The organism is Enterobacter sp. JMULE2 (assembly GCF_013337145.1).
Classification (GTDB): Bacteria; Pseudomonadota; Gammaproteobacteria; order Enterobacterales; family Enterobacteriaceae; genus Enterobacter; species Enterobacter mori.
Genome location: NZ_SGWD01000016.1, coordinates 89,253 through 104,664, shown reverse-complemented (window position 1 = coordinate 104,664; position 15,412 = coordinate 89,253). Strand labels below are relative to the sequence as shown.

General features: G+C 54.8%; 17 protein-coding genes. 9 read left to right on the top strand and 8 right to left on the bottom strand.

The window, feature by feature from the left end:
• Positions 1 to 2 precede the first annotated feature (2 nt).
• Positions 3 to 1,322: a PTS cellobiose transporter subunit IIC gene (gene celB, locus EXW94_RS20555; protein WP_010433846.1), complete on the bottom strand. Its 1,320-nt coding sequence runs from the start codon at positions 1,320 to 1,322 to the stop codon at positions 3 to 5.
• A gap of 147 nt (positions 1,323 to 1,469) precedes the next feature.
• On the opposite strand from celB, the gene EXW94_RS20550 reads away from it, so the two are divergent.
• Positions 1,470 to 2,294: a helix-turn-helix domain-containing protein gene (locus tag EXW94_RS20550; protein WP_174340886.1), complete on the top strand. Its 825-nt coding sequence runs from the start codon at positions 1,470 to 1,472 to the stop codon at positions 2,292 to 2,294.
• Here the strand turns inward: EXW94_RS20550 and arsC are convergent.
• The gene (gene arsC / locus EXW94_RS20545) at positions 2,291 to 2,647 is read right to left on the bottom strand and encodes an arsenate reductase (glutaredoxin) (protein WP_108416695.1); all 357 of its coding nucleotides are present in this window, start codon (positions 2,645 to 2,647) and stop codon (positions 2,291 to 2,293) included. The two genes, EXW94_RS20550 and arsC, sit on opposite strands and share 4 nt — an antisense overlap.
• 15 nt (positions 2,648 to 2,662) lie before the next feature.
• Complete coding sequence (gene bepA / locus EXW94_RS20540; RefSeq protein ID WP_010433840.1) at positions 2,663 to 4,126, bottom strand: beta-barrel assembly-enhancing protease; 1,464 nt, start codon at positions 4,124 to 4,126, stop codon at positions 2,663 to 2,665.
• 220 nt (positions 4,127 to 4,346) lie between these two features.
• Here bepA and EXW94_RS20535 point away from each other — a divergent pair, with 220 nt between their 5' ends.
• Positions 4,347 to 5,411, top strand: coding sequence for an AI-2E family transporter (locus tag EXW94_RS20535; protein WP_108416694.1), 1,065 nt, complete (start codon positions 4,347 to 4,349; stop codon positions 5,409 to 5,411).
• A gap of 96 nt (positions 5,412 to 5,507) precedes the next feature.
• Here EXW94_RS20535 and bcp read toward each other — a convergent pair whose 3' ends face one another.
• On the bottom strand, positions 5,508 to 5,978 hold the full coding sequence (gene bcp / locus EXW94_RS20530) for a thioredoxin-dependent thiol peroxidase (RefSeq protein ID WP_120157742.1): 471 nt from the start codon (positions 5,976 to 5,978) through the stop codon (positions 5,508 to 5,510).
• The gene (locus EXW94_RS20525; RefSeq protein WP_042715787.1) at positions 5,978 to 6,547 is read right to left on the bottom strand and encodes a glycine cleavage system transcriptional repressor; all 570 of its coding nucleotides are present in this window, start codon (positions 6,545 to 6,547) and stop codon (positions 5,978 to 5,980) included. The genes bcp and EXW94_RS20525 overlap by 1 nt, the downstream gene beginning before the upstream one ends.
• A 144-nt stretch (positions 6,548 to 6,691) precedes the next feature.
• Between EXW94_RS20525 and dapA the strand changes: the two genes are divergently transcribed.
• The 6 genes from dapA (at position 6,692) to ypfH (ending at position 13,149) form a co-directional block, all read left to right on the top strand.
• Positions 6,692 to 7,570 carry a 4-hydroxy-tetrahydrodipicolinate synthase gene (dapA, locus tag EXW94_RS20520; RefSeq protein WP_010433831.1) on the top strand — a complete coding sequence of 293 codons (879 nt, stop codon included), beginning with the start codon at positions 6,692 to 6,694 and terminating at the stop codon, positions 7,568 to 7,570.
• A 16-nt stretch (positions 7,571 to 7,586) separates the two neighbouring features.
• The gene (bamC, locus tag EXW94_RS20515) at positions 7,587 to 8,621 is read left to right on the top strand and encodes an outer membrane protein assembly factor BamC (protein ID WP_108416690.1); all 1,035 of its coding nucleotides are present in this window, start codon (positions 7,587 to 7,589) and stop codon (positions 8,619 to 8,621) included.
• A 109-nt stretch (positions 8,622 to 8,730) separates the two neighbouring features.
• Entirely contained in the window at positions 8,731 to 9,444 is a 714-nt protein-coding gene (purC, locus tag EXW94_RS20510; protein WP_010433825.1) for a phosphoribosylaminoimidazolesuccinocarboxamide synthase, read from the top strand.
• 120 nt (positions 9,445 to 9,564) lie between these two features.
• Complete coding sequence (locus tag EXW94_RS20505; protein WP_029485160.1) at positions 9,565 to 10,434, top strand: neutral zinc metallopeptidase; 870 nt, start codon at positions 9,565 to 9,567, stop codon at positions 10,432 to 10,434.
• The gene (locus tag EXW94_RS20500) at positions 10,434 to 12,380 is read left to right on the top strand and encodes a tRNA(Met) cytidine acetyltransferase TmcA (protein WP_174340885.1); all 1,947 of its coding nucleotides are present in this window, start codon (positions 10,434 to 10,436) and stop codon (positions 12,378 to 12,380) included. The genes EXW94_RS20505 and EXW94_RS20500 overlap by 1 nt, the downstream gene beginning before the upstream one ends.
• Before the next feature lie 73 nt (positions 12,381 to 12,453).
• The gene (gene ypfH / locus EXW94_RS20495) at positions 12,454 to 13,149 is read left to right on the top strand and encodes an esterase (RefSeq protein ID WP_010433816.1); all 696 of its coding nucleotides are present in this window, start codon (positions 12,454 to 12,456) and stop codon (positions 13,147 to 13,149) included.
• A 40-nt stretch (positions 13,150 to 13,189) separates the two neighbouring features.
• Here the strand turns inward: ypfH and EXW94_RS20490 are convergent, their stop codons facing one another.
• The 3 genes from EXW94_RS20490 to EXW94_RS20480 are packed head-to-tail and all read right to left on the bottom strand — an operon-like array spanning position 13,190 to position 14,898.
• Entirely contained in the window at positions 13,190 to 13,387 is a 198-nt protein-coding gene (locus tag EXW94_RS20490) for a YpfN family protein (RefSeq protein ID WP_000383991.1), read from the bottom strand.
• Positions 13,388 to 13,409: 22 nt separating this feature from the next.
• Positions 13,410 to 14,537, bottom strand: coding sequence for a succinyl-diaminopimelate desuccinylase (gene dapE, locus EXW94_RS20485; protein WP_010433812.1), 1,128 nt, complete (start codon positions 14,535 to 14,537; stop codon positions 13,410 to 13,412).
• A 10-nt stretch (positions 14,538 to 14,547) separates the two neighbouring features.
• Positions 14,548 to 14,898 (bottom strand): ArsC family reductase, encoded by a 351-nt coding sequence (locus tag EXW94_RS20480; protein ID WP_174340884.1) that lies wholly within the window; start codon positions 14,896 to 14,898, stop codon positions 14,548 to 14,550.
• Positions 14,899 to 15,286: 388 nt separating this feature from the next.
• Between EXW94_RS20480 and ypfM the strand changes: the two genes are divergently transcribed.
• On the top strand, positions 15,287 to 15,346 hold the full coding sequence (ypfM, locus tag EXW94_RS20475; protein ID WP_015572204.1) for a protein YpfM: 60 nt from the start codon (positions 15,287 to 15,289) through the stop codon (positions 15,344 to 15,346).
• The last annotated feature ends 66 nt before the right edge of the window (positions 15,347 to 15,412 follow it).

The following is a 15,412-nucleotide window of genomic DNA, read 5'->3' as shown; positions in this document are numbered from 1 at the left end:
CTTTACTCCTGTTTTGCAAGGGTGGTGTCGGTTTGCGTAACGCTGGCCATTTCCGCCGCGCGGTACTGTTTATCCAGGATACGCATGAAAGGCAGGTACAGCATGGCGCCAATCAGCAGGTTGAGAAGCTGCATGACGCTGCCGCTCAGGTGCCCGGTGACGATAAAGCCGCTGATCACCGGCGGCAGCGTCCAGGGAATAAACACCCCGGTGGTGACAGCGACGGCACCCATTTTCATCGCCGCATACTGAACGGTAACCAGCACCAGCGGCACCAGGTTGAACGGGATAAGCATGATCGGGTTCATGATCACCGGCAGGCCAAACAGAATCGGTTCGTTGATGTTAAACACCGATGCGCCCGCGCCGAGGCGCGCCACTTCGCGCATGTTTTTACTGCGGGCGAAAATCAGCATCGCAATCACCAGCGACAGCGTGGCCCCCGCACCGCCCATCCAGATCATGTCAAAAAACTGTTCGGTGATAATGTGCGGTGGCGTTGTGCCTGCCTGAATCGCCGCGATGTTGTCGGTCTGGTTCTCCATCCACAGTGGACGAATAATGCCGTTAATCATTGAGCCGGAGTTAATGCCAACGGACCACAGAATGGTGATGCTGAATACCGTCATCAGCGCGCCAAAGTATGAGGTGCCATAGTGGCGCACCGGCGTGGCAACCACGTCGTAAATAAACTGGTGGATGGTGCTGTAGTGGGTGTTTTCAAAGACGATGCGGATACCCAGCACCAGAATCATCACCAGCAGAGCCGGGATCAGCGCGGCGAACGACTCCTGGACCGCCGGAGGTACGCCGTCCGGCATGTTGATCACCAGTTTTTTGCGCTTCAGCCAGCAGAACAGCTCCGTCCACAGCAGGGAACCAATCATCGCCACGAACAGCCCTTTGCTGCCAATCCACTCCACCGGAATGACGGTAATACCGCCGTTTTCCGCCACCTTAATAAACGGCGTGAGGATCAGAAAGGCGACCAGCGAAAGAATGCCGCAGGAGATGCGGTCTTCCCCGTAGTGTTCCGCCAGGCGGAACGCCACCAGGAAGCTGATGAACAGCGACATGGTGGAGAACACCGCGTTGAACGGGATTTCAATAATGGCGCTCCAGCTCTCACCAAAGGCCTGAGACATAAACTGCTGATAGGTTTGATTCGGGAAAGAGGAGATCACCAGCAGAATAGATCCGACGATAATAAACGGCATGAATGACACGTAGGCCCCGCGAATGGCCCCAAGATGACGCTGCTGGGCCGTTTTGGCCGCCAGCGGCATCAGTTTTGCTTCAAGAAATCCCAGAACATTGTTCATTGTGAACTCCGTACAAGATTGAGTGGCGTTGTTTATGTTATGTCTGTGGATTATCAGTGAAGCGCGGCGAGCGAAAGGTGAAATCGGTCACAAAGCGTTCGCTGGTGTTATATAAATCTCATATGATTAGTTGATGGAATTATCGGGATGGAAATTAAACTGCACGCTAATGCCACCACCACGCCGCGCATCCGTCGCTATCTTCAGCAGTCCGATAAAAGTGACAGAGAGCTGGCCACTGAGCTGGGTATCTCGGTCACGACCGTCAGGCGCTGGCGTAACCGCGAGCAGGTTTCAGATAACCAGACGACACCGAAAGTGATACACAAAGCGATGAGACAAGAGCAGGTTGCACTGGTGAATGCCCTGCGTGACGTCTCGGGCGCGCCGTTAGATGAACTGCTGCAGATGGTCAACGGTGTGCTGGGGATCCCCGTGTCCCGGGCGACATTGAATCGCTATCTCAAACCGGCCTCTGCGAAACAAAAAGGGGCTCCGTTGCAGGGGAAAAAGGCGCTGAAGGCAGGCATTATGCCGCACGCGCTGACGCTGCATCATCTGCCTTTGTCGCTTCACATGGACGATGGCGGGGAGCAACACCTGCTCTGGGCGCGTGAACCGGTGAGCGGCTGGTGCTATGCCCGGCTTTATGCGGGACTCTCGCCTCAGCTCTTTAACACCTGGACGCAGGCGCTGCTTGATGCCTGCCCGGCTGATATACAATCTATTGAGACTTTTGGCTTTGAGGTGACGCTAACGGAGCAGAACGTGGCTGTGAAAACGCATCCACATAAACACAATGCGCTTCAGGTGGCGGTGCCGTTACGCGATATTATTCCACGCGTGAATGATGAACCCGCAGGAGAAGTGCTGATCGCGCTGTGCGAGTTTTACAACCGGGGGAAAACGCAGAAAAAACTGGGGGAAAGTACGCCGCAGGCCTTTCTGGAAGCGCTGCGGCATAAGGGCTAGAGGATCTCGAGCACGTCTTCCGGCGGACGTCCAATGCGCGCCTTGCCGTTCGCCACCACAATCGGGCGCTCAATCAGCTTTGGATTCTCAACCATCGCCTGCACCAGCTGGTCCTCTGACAAACGTGAGTCGTCCAGATTGAGCGACTTATACAGATCTTCTTTCTGGCGCATCAGCTCTCTGGCGCTGCCCATTTCCAGCATGCGCAGTAGCTGACGAAGGGTTTGTGCATCTGGCGGCGTTTCGAGATACAGCACCACCTCGGGTTCAACACCGTTAGATTTCAACAGGCTGAGAGTATCCCGGCTCTTGGAGCAGCGAGGGTTATGGTAGATTTTTACCGCGTCTGTCATGTTTTTTCTTCCTTATTACATCTTTTCGTACGGCTTGAAGCGCTGCTGCAGAGCGCGCAGCTGATCGATGCGCGCATCGTAGCGGGCCTGCTGCAGGCTGCCGAGTTTGACCTGCGAGCTGGCGCTGCTCAGCATAGAAATGGCTTGATCGAGACGACCGACCAGCGCAAAGCCTTCGGCACGTGCCGCCAGCTCCTGATCGCGGTTACCGAGCTGGGCTTCAACCTGCGCGAGCAGATCCCAACCGTTTTGATCGTCTTTATTGTTAAAGGTGTAGCGGTTCAGAATGGTCGCCGCTTCGGCAGGCTGACCGCCCTGTAAGTAAGCGTTCGCCAGGTTAAGCTGCAACACCGGGTTGGTGCGAACGTCTTTTGCCCCTTTCAGGCGGTTGATGGCGTCGGTGGCTTTTTTCTGCCCCAGATCGATATCGGTTGAGAGGTCGAGATACCACGGGTTGTTTGGCTCGGCGGCCAGCAGCGGCTGCAACGCTTTACGCGCCTCGTCATATTTACTGGCCTCCATCGCCTGCAGCGCCTGACCATATTGAGCCGCGTTTTTCTCCCGCACGTTGCCTTTGGAGAGCGCGTCCAGCAGATCGCTGGTGAGCTGGTTACGCCCGGAATTGTACATCCCCAGGGTTCTCACCTTTGCCATGTAGAAATCTTGTGAGGACTGCACGACAACCGGACGCATCTGGTTAGCTCGGTTACGGGCGTCCGACAGTCGGCTTTCAGGTAACGGGTGCGTCAGCAGGATTTCCGGTGGACGTGAGGAGTAACGCGCCTGATCGAGCAGTTTTTCGAGGAAGCTCGGCATGGCCTGCGGGTCAAAGCCTGAACGCTGCAGCACCTGAATCCCGATGCGGTCCGCTTCCTGTTCGTTTTGCTGGGTAAAGCTGATCATCCCCTGGCGGGTGCCCGCCAGCGTCCCGGTCAGTGCCGCCATCCCGGCCTGCGGGCTGGCCATCGCCAGCAGAATAGAGCCCAGCGCACCAACCCAGGTCAGCGGGGCGTTACGTTTCTGGTCTTCCATCGCACGCGCCAGATGACGCTGGGTGACGTGCGAAATTTCGTGCGCCATGACGGATGCCAGCTGGCTTTCGTTATCGGAATAGCGGAATAACGCCGAATGCAGCACCACGTTGCCGCCAAAAAAGGCGAAGGCGTTGATTTCGTCGTTATTAATTAAATAGAAGTGGAAAGGGGTTTTTACCGAGTCGGCGTGCGCGACCAGCCGCATGCCCAGACCATTGATGTACTGCACCAACAGCGGGTCATTGATCAGCGGCGCGCTACCGCGCAGCTGGCGAACGTAGTAATCACCCATCTGCATCTCCTGACCGATGGAGAGCGTGCTTCCTGCTGTGGTACCCATGTCCGGCAACGAGTCAGCCGAATCAGCGAAGGCGGGCGCAGCCTGACCGACAGTCAGTGCGGCGATAAGTGTCGCAACCAGTGTTTTTCTCAACTGCCTGAACATAACCACTGTCCTGTATTTTGGATGTGTCAATTTGACCGATGAACCGGCATATCGTTCATCTCCACTGACCTGCGAGTGTAGCCGTGTTGCGACATGAAGAAAATCCCATTCATCAGGCTTTTGCGAATCGTTACAGTGATACAAAAAGCGAAAGTCTTTTTTGTGACAGTTAGATACAATTCAGCTCTCACTCCCGCCATTCGATTCAGGGAAGGGTTGTATGCTCGAAATGTTAATGCAGTGGTATCGGCGTCGGTTTAGCGACCCGGAAGCCATTGCTTTGCTGGTTATTCTGGTTGCCGGGTTCGGTATTCTGTTCTTCTTTAGCGGCCTGCTTGCGCCGCTGCTGGTGGCGATTGTGCTGGCGTATCTGCTGGAGTGGCCAACGGCGCGTCTGGAAAATATCGGCTGTTCCCGCCGCTGGGCGACCAGCATCGTGCTGGTACTGTTTGTCGGCATAGTGTTACTGATGGCATTTGTGGTCATGCCGGTTGCCTGGCAGCAGGGGATCTACCTGATCCGTGATATGCCCGGCATGTTGAATAAGCTCTCTGATTTCGCCGCCACGCTGCCGCGTCGTTATCCCGCGCTGATGGATGCCGGGATTATTGACGCGATGGCCGAAAACATGCGCGCCCGCATCATGACGATGGGCGACTCGGTGGTGAAATACTCTCTGGCCTCGCTGGTCGGCCTGCTGACGCTGGCGGTTTACCTTGTGCTCGTGCCGTTAATGGTCTTCTTCCTGGTAAAAGATAAAGAACAGATGCTGAACGCCGTCAGGCGCATTCTGCCGCGTAACCGTGGCCTGGCAGGGCAGGTCTGGCAGGAGATGAATCAGCAAATCACCAACTACATTCGCGGCAAGGTGCTGGAGATGATTGTGGTGGGTGTCGCGACCTGGATTGGCTTCCTGATTTTCGGCCTGAACTACTCGCTGCTGCTGGCGGTGCTGGTGGGGCTGTCGGTGCTGATCCCGTATATCGGTGCCTTCGTGGTGACCATCCCGGTGGTGGGCGTCGCGCTGTTCCAGTTTGGTCTGGGTACGGAGTTCTGGAGCTGCTTCGCGGTGTACCTGATTATTCAGGGACTGGACGGTAACCTGCTGGTGCCGGTGCTGTTCTCGGAAGCGGTAAACCTGCATCCACTGGTGATTATTCTGTCAGTGGTGATTTTCGGCGGGCTGTGGGGATTCTGGGGCGTGTTCTTTGCTATTCCGCTGGCGACGCTGATTAAAGCCGTGGTTCACGCGTGGCCGGATGTGCCAGCGGTGGAAGAGAAGTAGGTTTTGTGCGGGCTGATGCCCTCACCCCGGCCCTCTCCCCGTGGGAGAGGGGGAAAACACTAAAAACGGCAACCTGGGTTGCCGTTTTGCTGTTTATCAGGCACTTGCTTTCAGCCAGTTCAACACCACGTCGTGGTGGTTGCTGGTTTTGAAGTCGTCAAACACATGCTCAACTTTACCGTCAGCGTCAATCAGGAAGCTGATGCGGTGAATGCCGTCGTAGGTTTTACCCATAAACGTTTTCTCACCCCAGACGCCGAACTGCTCGCAAACCTGGTGATCTTCATCGGAAAGTAGCGTGAAGTTCAGGATCTCTTTTTCCGCAAATCGTGACAGCTTTTCTGGTTTATCCGTGCTGATACCCAGCACTTCCACGCCGACTTTTTTCAACTCATCCATGTTATCGCGTAAGCCGCAGGCCTGTACGGTGCAGCCGGGGGTCATGGCTTTCGGGTAGAAATAGACCAGAACACGCTGTCCCTGGAAGTCGGTCAAATTTACTTGCTCGCCGTCTTGATCCGGCAAGCTAAATTTCGGTGCGATGTCACCGGCTTTCAGTGGATTCATTACTCAACTCCATCCTGTTCGTGCTGCGAATAATTTACGACGCTTATACTGCCCTGCGCGTTTAATTCTGTACAGAGGGCTTTGAACGCTTGCTCGATATTTGACGCATCCTGTGATGCAGGGCTGTGCGCGGTAATTTGAATAAACAGCACCGGAAGAGCATGGTCATCGCTTGGCTGCGTACGGGAAACCAGTTCGGCAATGTTCATCTGATGGCTGTCAAAAAGCGCCGTAAAACGCTCAATCAAATGCGGTGAATCAGGCACTTCAACCTGTACCCAGACGGTGGAAGGCAGTGCCGGACGCGGACGCGCGGTGGTGCGCTTCATCACTATCAGCAAATCCAGCTCGGCACCCTTCAGCGGCAGGGTTGATTCAATCAACGTAATGGCGTTCCAAGTGCCGGAAAGCAGCATAATAAACGTGAACTCATCGCCAAGCATAGCGAGACGGCTGTCTTCGATATTACAGCCGCAGCTGCTTACGTGGCGGGTGATGGTGTTCACGATACCCGGCCTGTCAGCACCCAACGCAGTGATAACCAGGTAATGTTGTGATGAGGTTGTCAAACCTGTTCTTCCTTTGCTTGGTTAAGTCTTCCTAAGGAAAGCATAAAAAAACATGCATACAACCGCCTGAGCGCCTCAGGTCGCTTGCTTTTATTACAGTTCCAAACGTAACATTGAGGCTCTTGTTCGCACAGAGGATGGCTCATGTTCACGGGAAGTATTGTCGCGCTTGTTACACCGATGGATGAAAAAGGTAATGTCTGCCGGTCAAGCATGAAGAAGCTCATTGATTACCATGTCGCCAATGGAACCTCGGCGATCGTTTCGGTAGGGACTACCGGTGAATCTGCCACGCTGAGCCACGAAGAGCACGGCGATGTGGTTATGCTGACCCTGGAGCTGGCTGACGGACGTATCCCGGTCATCGCAGGAACAGGGGCTAACGCAACCGCAGAAGCTATCAGCCTGACTCAACGTTTTAACGACAGCGGCATTGTTGGCTGTCTGACCGTCACGCCTTACTACAACCGTCCAACTCAGGAAGGTTTGTTCCAGCATTTCAAAGCCATCGCAGAACATACTGACTTGCCACAAATTCTGTATAATGTGCCGTCCCGTACCGGTTGCGATATGCTGCCGGAAACCGTTGGCCGTCTCTCGAAAGTAAAAAATATTATCGGGATTAAAGAGGCGACAGGGAACTTAAGCCGCGTTCATCAGATCAAAGAGCTGGTTTCAGATGACTTTATCCTGTTGAGCGGCGACGATGCGACCGCGCTGGACTTTATGCAGCTCGGTGGTCATGGCGTGATCTCCGTAACGGCTAACGTTGCGGCCCGCGATATGGCGGAAATGTGCAAACTGGCCGCGGCCGGTCATTTTGATGAAGCTCGCGTGATTAATCAGCGTCTGATGCCATTGCACAATAAATTATTTGTCGAACCCAATCCGATCCCAGTGAAATGGGCGTGTAAGGAATTGGGACTTGTAGCATCCGACACGCTGCGTCTGCCAATGACACCGATTACCGACCACGGTCGTGAAATTGTCGCTGGCGCGCTGAAGCATGCCGGTTTGCTGTAAAGTTTAGGGAGATTTGATGGCTTATTCAGTACAGAAGTCGCGCCTGGCGAAGGTTGCGAGTGTTTCGCTTGTTATGCTGCTCGCTGCCTGTAGTTCGGACTCGCGCTACAAGCGCCAGGTGAGCGGTGATGAATCCTATCTGGATGCGGCGCCGCTTGCTGAACTTCATGCACCGGCTGGTATGATCCTGCCGATTCAAAACGGCGATTATAATATCCCCGTCACTAACGGCAGTGGTCTTGTCGGTAAAGCGCTTGATATTCGTCCACCTGCTCAGCCTCTGGCGCTGGTGAGCGGTGCGCGTACCCAGTTTACCGGTGATACGGCATCCCTGATGGTTGAAAACAGCCGCAACAGCACGCTGTGGCCGCAGGTTGTCAGCGTTATTCAGTCTAAGAACTACACGATTGATAAACGCGATGATGCCAGCCAGACGTTAACAACGGACTGGATCGAGTGGAACCGCCTGGATGAAGATCAGCAGTACCGTGGTCGTTATCAAGTCTCCGTTAAACCGCAGGGTTATCAGCAGGCGGTTACCGTTAAGCTGTTAAACCTGGAGCAGGCGGGTAAACCGGTTGCTGATGCTGCGTCAATGCAGCGTTACAGCACCGAAATGCTGAACGTCATTGCAGCCGGTCTGGATAAGAACGCGACTGACGCCGCTAACGCAGCGCAGAACCGCAGTGGTTCTTCCTACGACGTGCAGAGCGCGGCGGATGATACCGGTCTGCCAATGCTGGTGGTGCGTGCACCGTTTAACCAGACCTGGCAGCGTCTGCCAGCGACGCTGGAAAAAGTGGGCATGAAAGTGACCGACAGCACGCGTTCAACCGGTAGCATGACGGCAACCTACAAGCCGCTGTCTGACAGCGCATGGCAGGAACTGGGCGCGAAAGATCCTCAGCTTGCCTCCGGTGACTACAAAATTCAGGTAGGTGACCTCGATAACCGCAGTAGCCTGCAGTTTATCGATCCGAAAGGTCACACGCTGACCCAGGCGCAGAATGATGCGCTGGTCGCCGTCTTCCAGGCGGCATTCAGCAAATAAATACAAGGGCTGGTGAATCCAGCCCTTTTTATTTTCGTGCCACGCAAACGTGTGCGTGGCATAATATCCCCAGTTTTGAACACAAATCATCACACCAGGAGTAATGAAGATGCAGAAGCAAGCTGAGTTGTATCGTGGCAAAGCGAAGACCGTATACAGCACGGAAAACCCGGATCTGTTGGTGCTCGAGTTCCGCAATGATACGTCAGCAGGGGATGGCGCACGCATTGAACAGTTCGATCGTAAAGGCATGGTGAACAACAAGTTCAACCACTTCATTATGAGCAAACTGGCCGAAGCGGGTATCCCGACCCAGATGGAAGCGTTATTGTCCGATACGGAATGTCTGGTGAAAAAACTGGACATGGTTCCGGTTGAGTGCGTCATTCGTAACCGTGCCGCTGGCTCCCTGGTGAAGCGTCTCGGCATTGAAGAAGGTATCGAACTGAATCCACCGCTGTTTGACCTGTTCCTGAAAAACGACGCCATGCACGACCCGATGGTCAACGAATCTTACTGCGAAACCTTCGGCTGGGTGAGCAAAGAGAATCTGGCGCGTATGCAGGAGCTGACCTACAAAGCGAACGACGTGCTGAAAAAACTGTTTGATGACGCAGGGCTGATCCTCGTCGACTTCAAGCTGGAGTTCGGTCTGTTCAAAGGCGAAGTGGTGCTGGGCGATGAGTTCTCCCCGGACGGCAGCCGCCTGTGGGATAAAGAAACCCTGGATAAAATGGATAAAGACCGTTTCCGTCAGAGCCTGGGTGGCCTGATTGAAGCGTACGAAGCGGTTGCTCACCGTTTAGGCGTTAAGCTCGACTAATCTCCTCAATTGCCAAAGGATATTCATATCCTTTGGCGTCTTACCCTTGTTTACTATGGTAATCTTGTCATTAACCGCCTACGATCATAGCTATTATTAATGGAATAGTTCGAGGTGGTTATGCGCTGGCAAGGGCGTCGTGAAAGTGACAATGTAGAAGACAGGCGCAGCAGTGGCGGCGGCGGCCCTTCAATGGGCGGTCCCGGCTTCCGGTTGCCCAGTGGAAAGGGCGGTATCATCCTGCTGATTGTGGTGCTGGTCGCAGGGTATTACGGTGTGGATCTCACCGGTTTGATGACCGGGGAGCCGCTCCAGCAACAACAATACTCTCAGCGCTCCATCAGCCCGAACGAAGATGAAGCGGCCAAATTTACCTCCGTTATTCTTGCGACCACAGAAGAAACCTGGGGCCAGCAGTTCGAGAAAATGGGGCGTACCTATCAGCAGCCGAAGCTGGTGATGTACCGCGGTGCGACGCGCACCGGATGCGGTACCGGACAGTCCGTGATGGGGCCGTTCTACTGCCCGGCGGACAGCACTGTCTATATCGATCTCTCATTTTATGATGACATGAAAAGCAAACTGGGTGCCGACGGCGATTTTGCCCAGGGCTATGTGATCGCGCATGAGGTCGGCCACCACGTGCAAAAATTGCTCGGCATCGAGCCTAAAGTGCGTCAGCTTCAGCAGAATGCGTCTCAGGCTGAAGTGAACCGTCTTTCTGTCAAAATGGAGCTGCAGGCGGACTGCTTCGCCGGCGTCTGGGGCAATAGCATGAAACAGCAGGGCGTTCTGGAAACGGGCGACCTTGAAGAGGCGCTGAACGCCGCGCAGGCCATCGGCGATGACCGTCTCCAGCAGCAAAGCCAGGGGAGAGTGGTACCAGACAGTTTCACTCACGGTACTTCGGAGCAGCGTTACAGCTGGTTTAAACGTGGCTTCGACAGCGGTGACCCTGCGCAATGTAATACCTTCGGCAAAGCGATGTAATGTTGCCGTTTGAACATCTGATCAGCCAGCTCAGGCGTAAAGGTCATCGTCGTTTGGTTGTACTCAGCGGCGATGCGCATTGGACATTGACGCAGGCGGTGGCCCTGCGCGATGCCCAGCCTGGAGATTGGCTATGGCTGGATGAGCACCCGTCGAAAGCCATCAGTGGGCTGCTGGGGCGCGAGTTTCAGCACGCGGTTTTTGATGCTCGCGCGGGGTTCGACGTCTCGGCCTTTGCCGCCCTCAGCGGGACGCTGCGCGCCGGGAGTCTGCTGGTGCTGCTGGTTCCGCCTTTCTCCGTCTGGGCGGAAACACCGGACAGCGACTCCGTTCGCTGGAGCGACAGCGCCGAGCCTATCGCCACGCCGCATTTTGTGCACCATTTCCAGCGCACCATCGTCGCTGACCCTGACACCATCCTGTGGTGTCAAAACCAACCGCTAGCGCTTCCTCCGTTTCCTGATATCCCTGACTGGCAGCCAGCCAGCGGCGACCCGCAGCGTGAGCAGGCTGACATCCTGCGTACGCTCCTGGCCATGAACACTGGCGTCGTGGCGGTCACGGCACCTCGTGGACGCGGAAAGTCAGCGCTTGCAGGAATGTTGCTAAAGCGTATTCAGGGCACTGCGGTAGTGACTGCACCTGCGAAAGGGGCAACGGATGTCATCGCCCGTTTTGCGGGAGAGCATTTTCACTTTATGGCGCCGGATGCGCTGCTCGCGTCGACGCTGCAGGCCGACTGGCTGATTGTCGATGAGGCGGCCGCCATTCCGGGACCGCTTCTTGAAAAGCTGGTTGAGCGTTTTCCCCGCGCTCTGTTGACCACCACGGTTCAGGGTTATGAAGGAACAGGCCGGGGTTTTCTGCTGAAGTTTTGCGCCCGGTTCAGCGGGTTGCAGTCTTTCACCTTATCAACGCCGGTTCGCTGGGCCGCCGGGTGCCCCCTCGAGCGTGTGGTGTCAGAGATTCTGCTGTTTGACGATGCGCTCATCGACCAGAAACCGGAAGGTGACGTACGTTTAACGTCGCTGGAGCCGCAGATGTGGGAAAGCAATCCGGCGCGTGTGGCGGGCGTTTATGAGCTGTTATGTGCCGCGCATTACCGCACGTCTCCGCTTGATTTACGCCGGATGATGGACGCGCCGGGACAGCATTTTACCGTTGCTGAAACTGACTCAACCCTCGCCGGCGCTCTCTGGCTGGTGGAGGAGGGCGGCTTATCCCCAGAGCTTAGTCGCGCGGTGTGGGCGGGATTTCGTCGGCCGCGTGGGAATCTGGTGGCGCAGTCTCTGGCTGCCCACGGCGGCTCGCCACTGGCGGCGACGCTTAAGGGCCGACGGATCACGCGTATTGCCGTTCATCCCCATCGTCAACGGGAAGGTATTGGTCGTCGGCTTATCCGTAGCGCCAGCGGGGAGGATTATCTCTCCGTGAGTTTTGGCTATACCGACGAGCTGTGGTGCTTCTGGCAGCAGTGCGGCTTTGTGCTGGTGCGGATAGGCAGCCACCGCGAAGCGAGCAGCGGCTGCTTCACCGCGATGGCGTTGCTGCCGCTTAGCGAGGCGGGGCATCAGCTGTGCGCGCAGGCACATCAGCGTCTGCGGCGTGACGCCCGGGTCCTCTCGGCCTGGAATGGCGAAAAGATCCCGGTATCAGATGGCTGGGAAGCTACCCTTAATAATGACGACTGGCAGGAGCTGGCGGGGTTTGCCTTTGCCCATCGGGCGTTCTCGACCTCCGTTGCCGCGTTAACCCGCTTGCTGTTAAACGTGGACATGCCGCTCCCGCTTTTGCGCAGTAAACTGGCGGGGGAAACGGATAACGCCGGGCGAAAATCCTTGCTGGCGAACCTGCGCAAAGAAACAGCACAAGCGCTTGAAAGTCTTGATGAAACACGCTGTCAGAAGTTGAAAGACGACATTTTGCAATGGCAATTTTTTCAATGACTTCATCAGTAAAGTGGCATGGTCATTACCCCACAGAGGCGTAGAATCCTGCTCATCACTTAAGGAGAACGCCATGAAACACGATCATTTTGTTGTTCAAAGCCCTGAAAAACCGGCTAAACAGTTACTGCTGCTGTTTCATGGCGTTGGCGATAACGCCGTCAATATGGGGCAGATTGGCAGCTGGTTTGCGCCGGTTTTCCCGGATGCACTGATTGTCAGCATCGGCGGCGTAGAGCCTTGTGGCCCTGAAGGTCGCCAGTGGTTTTCGGTGCAGGGTGTGACGGAAGAGAACCGTCAGGCGCGCATCGATGCCATCATGCCGACCTTCATCGATACCGTACGCTACTGGCAGCAGCAGAGCGGCGTGGGCGCTGACGCAACGGCGCTGATTGGTTTTTCACAGGGGTCAATTATGTCGCTGGAGAGCGTGAAAGCGCAGCCGGGGCTGGTATCCCGCGTGATTGCCTTTAACGGTCGTTTCGCCACTCTGCCCGGCAGCGTGACGACGCAGACCACCATTCATTTGATCCACGGTGGTGAAGATCGGGTGATTGAGCTTTCGCATGCGGTTGCCGCGCAGGAATCGCTTATCCGCGCTGGCGGCGACGTCACGCTGGATATCGTTGACGATCTGGGGCACGCGATTGACGACCGCAGCATGCAGTTTGCGCTCGATCGTTTGCGTTATACCGTGCCGAAGCACTACTTCGACGAAGCGCTCAGCGGTGGTAAGCCGAATGATGATGATATTGTAGAGTTTATGTGAGGATTCCCCCTCTCCCAGGGAGAGGGGGGAAACAGATCGATTACTTCTTCTGGTCCTTTTTCGGCCAGTCGTCTTCATCGTCCCACTTGTCGTTAAAATCACGATGTGGCGGAAGATCCGGTTTGTTGGCGAGGAACTTCTTATGGTCAACGCGCTTCAGATCTTTAATCACGTTCAACAGCACGCCTACCAGAAACACCAACACCAGAATCCACCAGTACTTTGAAAGCCAGTCCATTCGCTAATCCTCTAAGCAGTCGTCAGGCGACGAGCTGCTCCATAATACGTTGATACATACGGGCCAGCAGTTGTAAATCAGCCGCGTTGACGCATTCATTGATTTTGTGAATGGTCGCGTTTACTGGACCCAGTTCGACAACCTGTGCACCCATACGGGCGATAAAGCGTCCGTCAGAGGTGCCGCCAGTCGTCAGCAGCTGTGGCTTAATTTCATTATAGTGTGCGATGGCGTTCACTACCGCATCTACCAGCTTTCCACGCTGCGTCAGGAACGGTTGGCCGGACACCCACCACTCCACGGTATAGCGCAGCTGGTGTTTTTCCAGCAGTGCGATCACGCGGGCTTTGATCATCTCGTCGGTCAGTTCCGTGCTGAAGCGGAAGTTGAACTGTACAAAGCAATCCCCAGGGATGACGTTGTTGCTGCCGGTTCCGGCCTTGACGTTGGCAATCTGCATGCTGGTTGGTGGGAAGAATTCGTTGCCTTTGTCCCACTCTATCCCCACCAGTTCGTTCAGCATCGGCGCGGCACGGTGCACCGGGTTGTCGGCCAGGTGAGGATAGGCCACGTGCCCCTGCACACCGTGAATGGTCAGATTACAGGTCATGGACCCGCGACGACCGTTTTTCACGACATCGCCCACCACTTCGGTGCTGGATGGCTCACCCACCAGGCAGTAGTCGAGACGTTCGTTACGCGCCATCAGCGCGTCAACGACTTTCACGGTACCGTTATGCGCGCTGGCTTCTTCGTCGGAGGTGATCAAAAACGCGAGACGATTTTTATGATTAGGATGCTGGGCAACGAAACGCTCTGCGGCCACGACCATGGCCGCCAGTGAGCCTTTCATGTCTGCCGCACCGCGGCCAAACAGCATACCGTCGCGGATGGTGGGTTCGAACGGGGGATTGATCCAGCGGTCTGCATCACCCGCGGGAACCACATCCGTATGCCCGGCAAACGCCAGCGTTTCCCCCTGACCGCGCCAGGCCCAGAAGTTCTGCGTGTCGCCAAAATCCATGCGCTCAACGGTAAAACCGATGGCACGCAGACGCTCAATCATTAATGCCTGACAACCTGCATCGTCCGGGCTAAGGGAAGGACGGCGGATAAGCTGCTGAGTCAGCTCAATGACCGGGCATGACATAGACTACACCTCAACGAAAAAAGTCAGAATAAAGGGTTTCACTGAAACCCAGCAGCATAGGCTGACCTGGCTTGCAGAGCAATGGGCGTTTGATAATTGCTGGCATTTCAAGCATCAGTTCTGCCGCGCTGTCCGCATCGGTGATACCGGCGCGGACGGATTCATCCAGTTTACGCCAGGTGGTCCCCCGAGTATTGAGCAGCGCTTCCCAGCCCAGTTCACCGATCGCGGTATGCAGAAATTCTGCATCCAGACCATCAGCACGGTAATCGTGAAAGCGGTATTCTACGTTGTTTGCTTCAAGCCAGCGGCGGGCTTTTTTGATAGTGTCGCAATTTTTAATGCCGTACATCACAATCATAGTGAATCCTTTTGTTCTTATGCAGAAAGAATGTTCAATAAATTCGAAGATATATCCTTAAGTGGAATATAACACATTCAGGAATTCTCTTGATTTACAATTCTCCTTAATTCACCTCACACCTGTAAGCTGAATATTCTTTCATCATTTAAGCATAGATGTCTATCAGGTTTAAATCTCTAATAAAGTCAGTGGTTAAATATCTAATCATCTGCTCGTAGGGTTATTTCAAAATATTGCTGGCGGTCACACAAAATTTAAGGGCGTGCGTTCATATTTATCATAAATCCACCGGGGATAGCGGGGTACAATCACTGCAATTGGTTAAATAGTCTTCACATTGATGATACGTTTCCGTAGAATGCGCATAATAATAAGAGAGGTTGTTATGATTGAACGTGAACTGGGGAACTGGAAAGATTTTATCGAAGGCATGCTTCGTAAATGACATTCAGTAAGAATTGCAAGCGCACTTAAATAAGTAAAATAACCATAGTGTGAATGAATCACACAA

Excerpts from the sequence above, each read along its gene's own strand:
- dapA (WP_010433831.1), top strand. The coding sequence starts at position 6,692 with ATGTTCACGGGAAGTATTGTCGCGCTTGTTACACCGATGGATGAAAAA.
- bcp (WP_120157742.1), bottom strand. The coding sequence starts at position 5,978 with ATGAATCCACTGAAAGCCGGTGACATCGCACCGAAATTTAGCTTGCCG.
- EXW94_RS20490 (WP_000383991.1), bottom strand. The coding sequence starts at position 13,387 with ATGGACTGGCTTTCAAAGTACTGGTGGATTCTGGTGTTGGTGTTTCTG.
- EXW94_RS20535 (WP_108416694.1), top strand. The coding sequence starts at position 4,347 with ATGCTCGAAATGTTAATGCAGTGGTATCGGCGTCGGTTTAGCGACCCG.
- EXW94_RS20480 (WP_174340884.1), bottom strand. The coding sequence starts at position 14,898 with ATGATTGTGATGTACGGCATTAAAAATTGCGACACTATCAAAAAAGCC.
- ypfH (WP_010433816.1), top strand. The coding sequence starts at position 12,454 with ATGAAACACGATCATTTTGTTGTTCAAAGCCCTGAAAAACCGGCTAAA.
- dapE (WP_010433812.1), bottom strand. The coding sequence starts at position 14,537 with ATGTCATGCCCGGTCATTGAGCTGACTCAGCAGCTTATCCGCCGTCCT.
- purC (WP_010433825.1), top strand. The coding sequence starts at position 8,731 with ATGCAGAAGCAAGCTGAGTTGTATCGTGGCAAAGCGAAGACCGTATAC.
- bepA (WP_010433840.1), bottom strand. The coding sequence starts at position 4,126 with ATGTTCAGGCAGTTGAGAAAAACACTGGTTGCGACACTTATCGCCGCA.
- arsC (WP_108416695.1), bottom strand. The coding sequence starts at position 2,647 with ATGACAGACGCGGTAAAAATCTACCATAACCCTCGCTGCTCCAAGAGC.
- EXW94_RS20500 (WP_174340885.1), top strand. The coding sequence starts at position 10,434 with ATGTTGCCGTTTGAACATCTGATCAGCCAGCTCAGGCGTAAAGGTCAT.
- bamC (WP_108416690.1), top strand. The coding sequence starts at position 7,587 with ATGGCTTATTCAGTACAGAAGTCGCGCCTGGCGAAGGTTGCGAGTGTT.
- celB (WP_010433846.1), bottom strand. The coding sequence starts at position 1,322 with ATGAACAATGTTCTGGGATTTCTTGAAGCAAAACTGATGCCGCTGGCG.
- EXW94_RS20505 (WP_029485160.1), top strand. The coding sequence starts at position 9,565 with ATGCGCTGGCAAGGGCGTCGTGAAAGTGACAATGTAGAAGACAGGCGC.
- EXW94_RS20550 (WP_174340886.1), top strand. The coding sequence starts at position 1,470 with ATGGAAATTAAACTGCACGCTAATGCCACCACCACGCCGCGCATCCGT.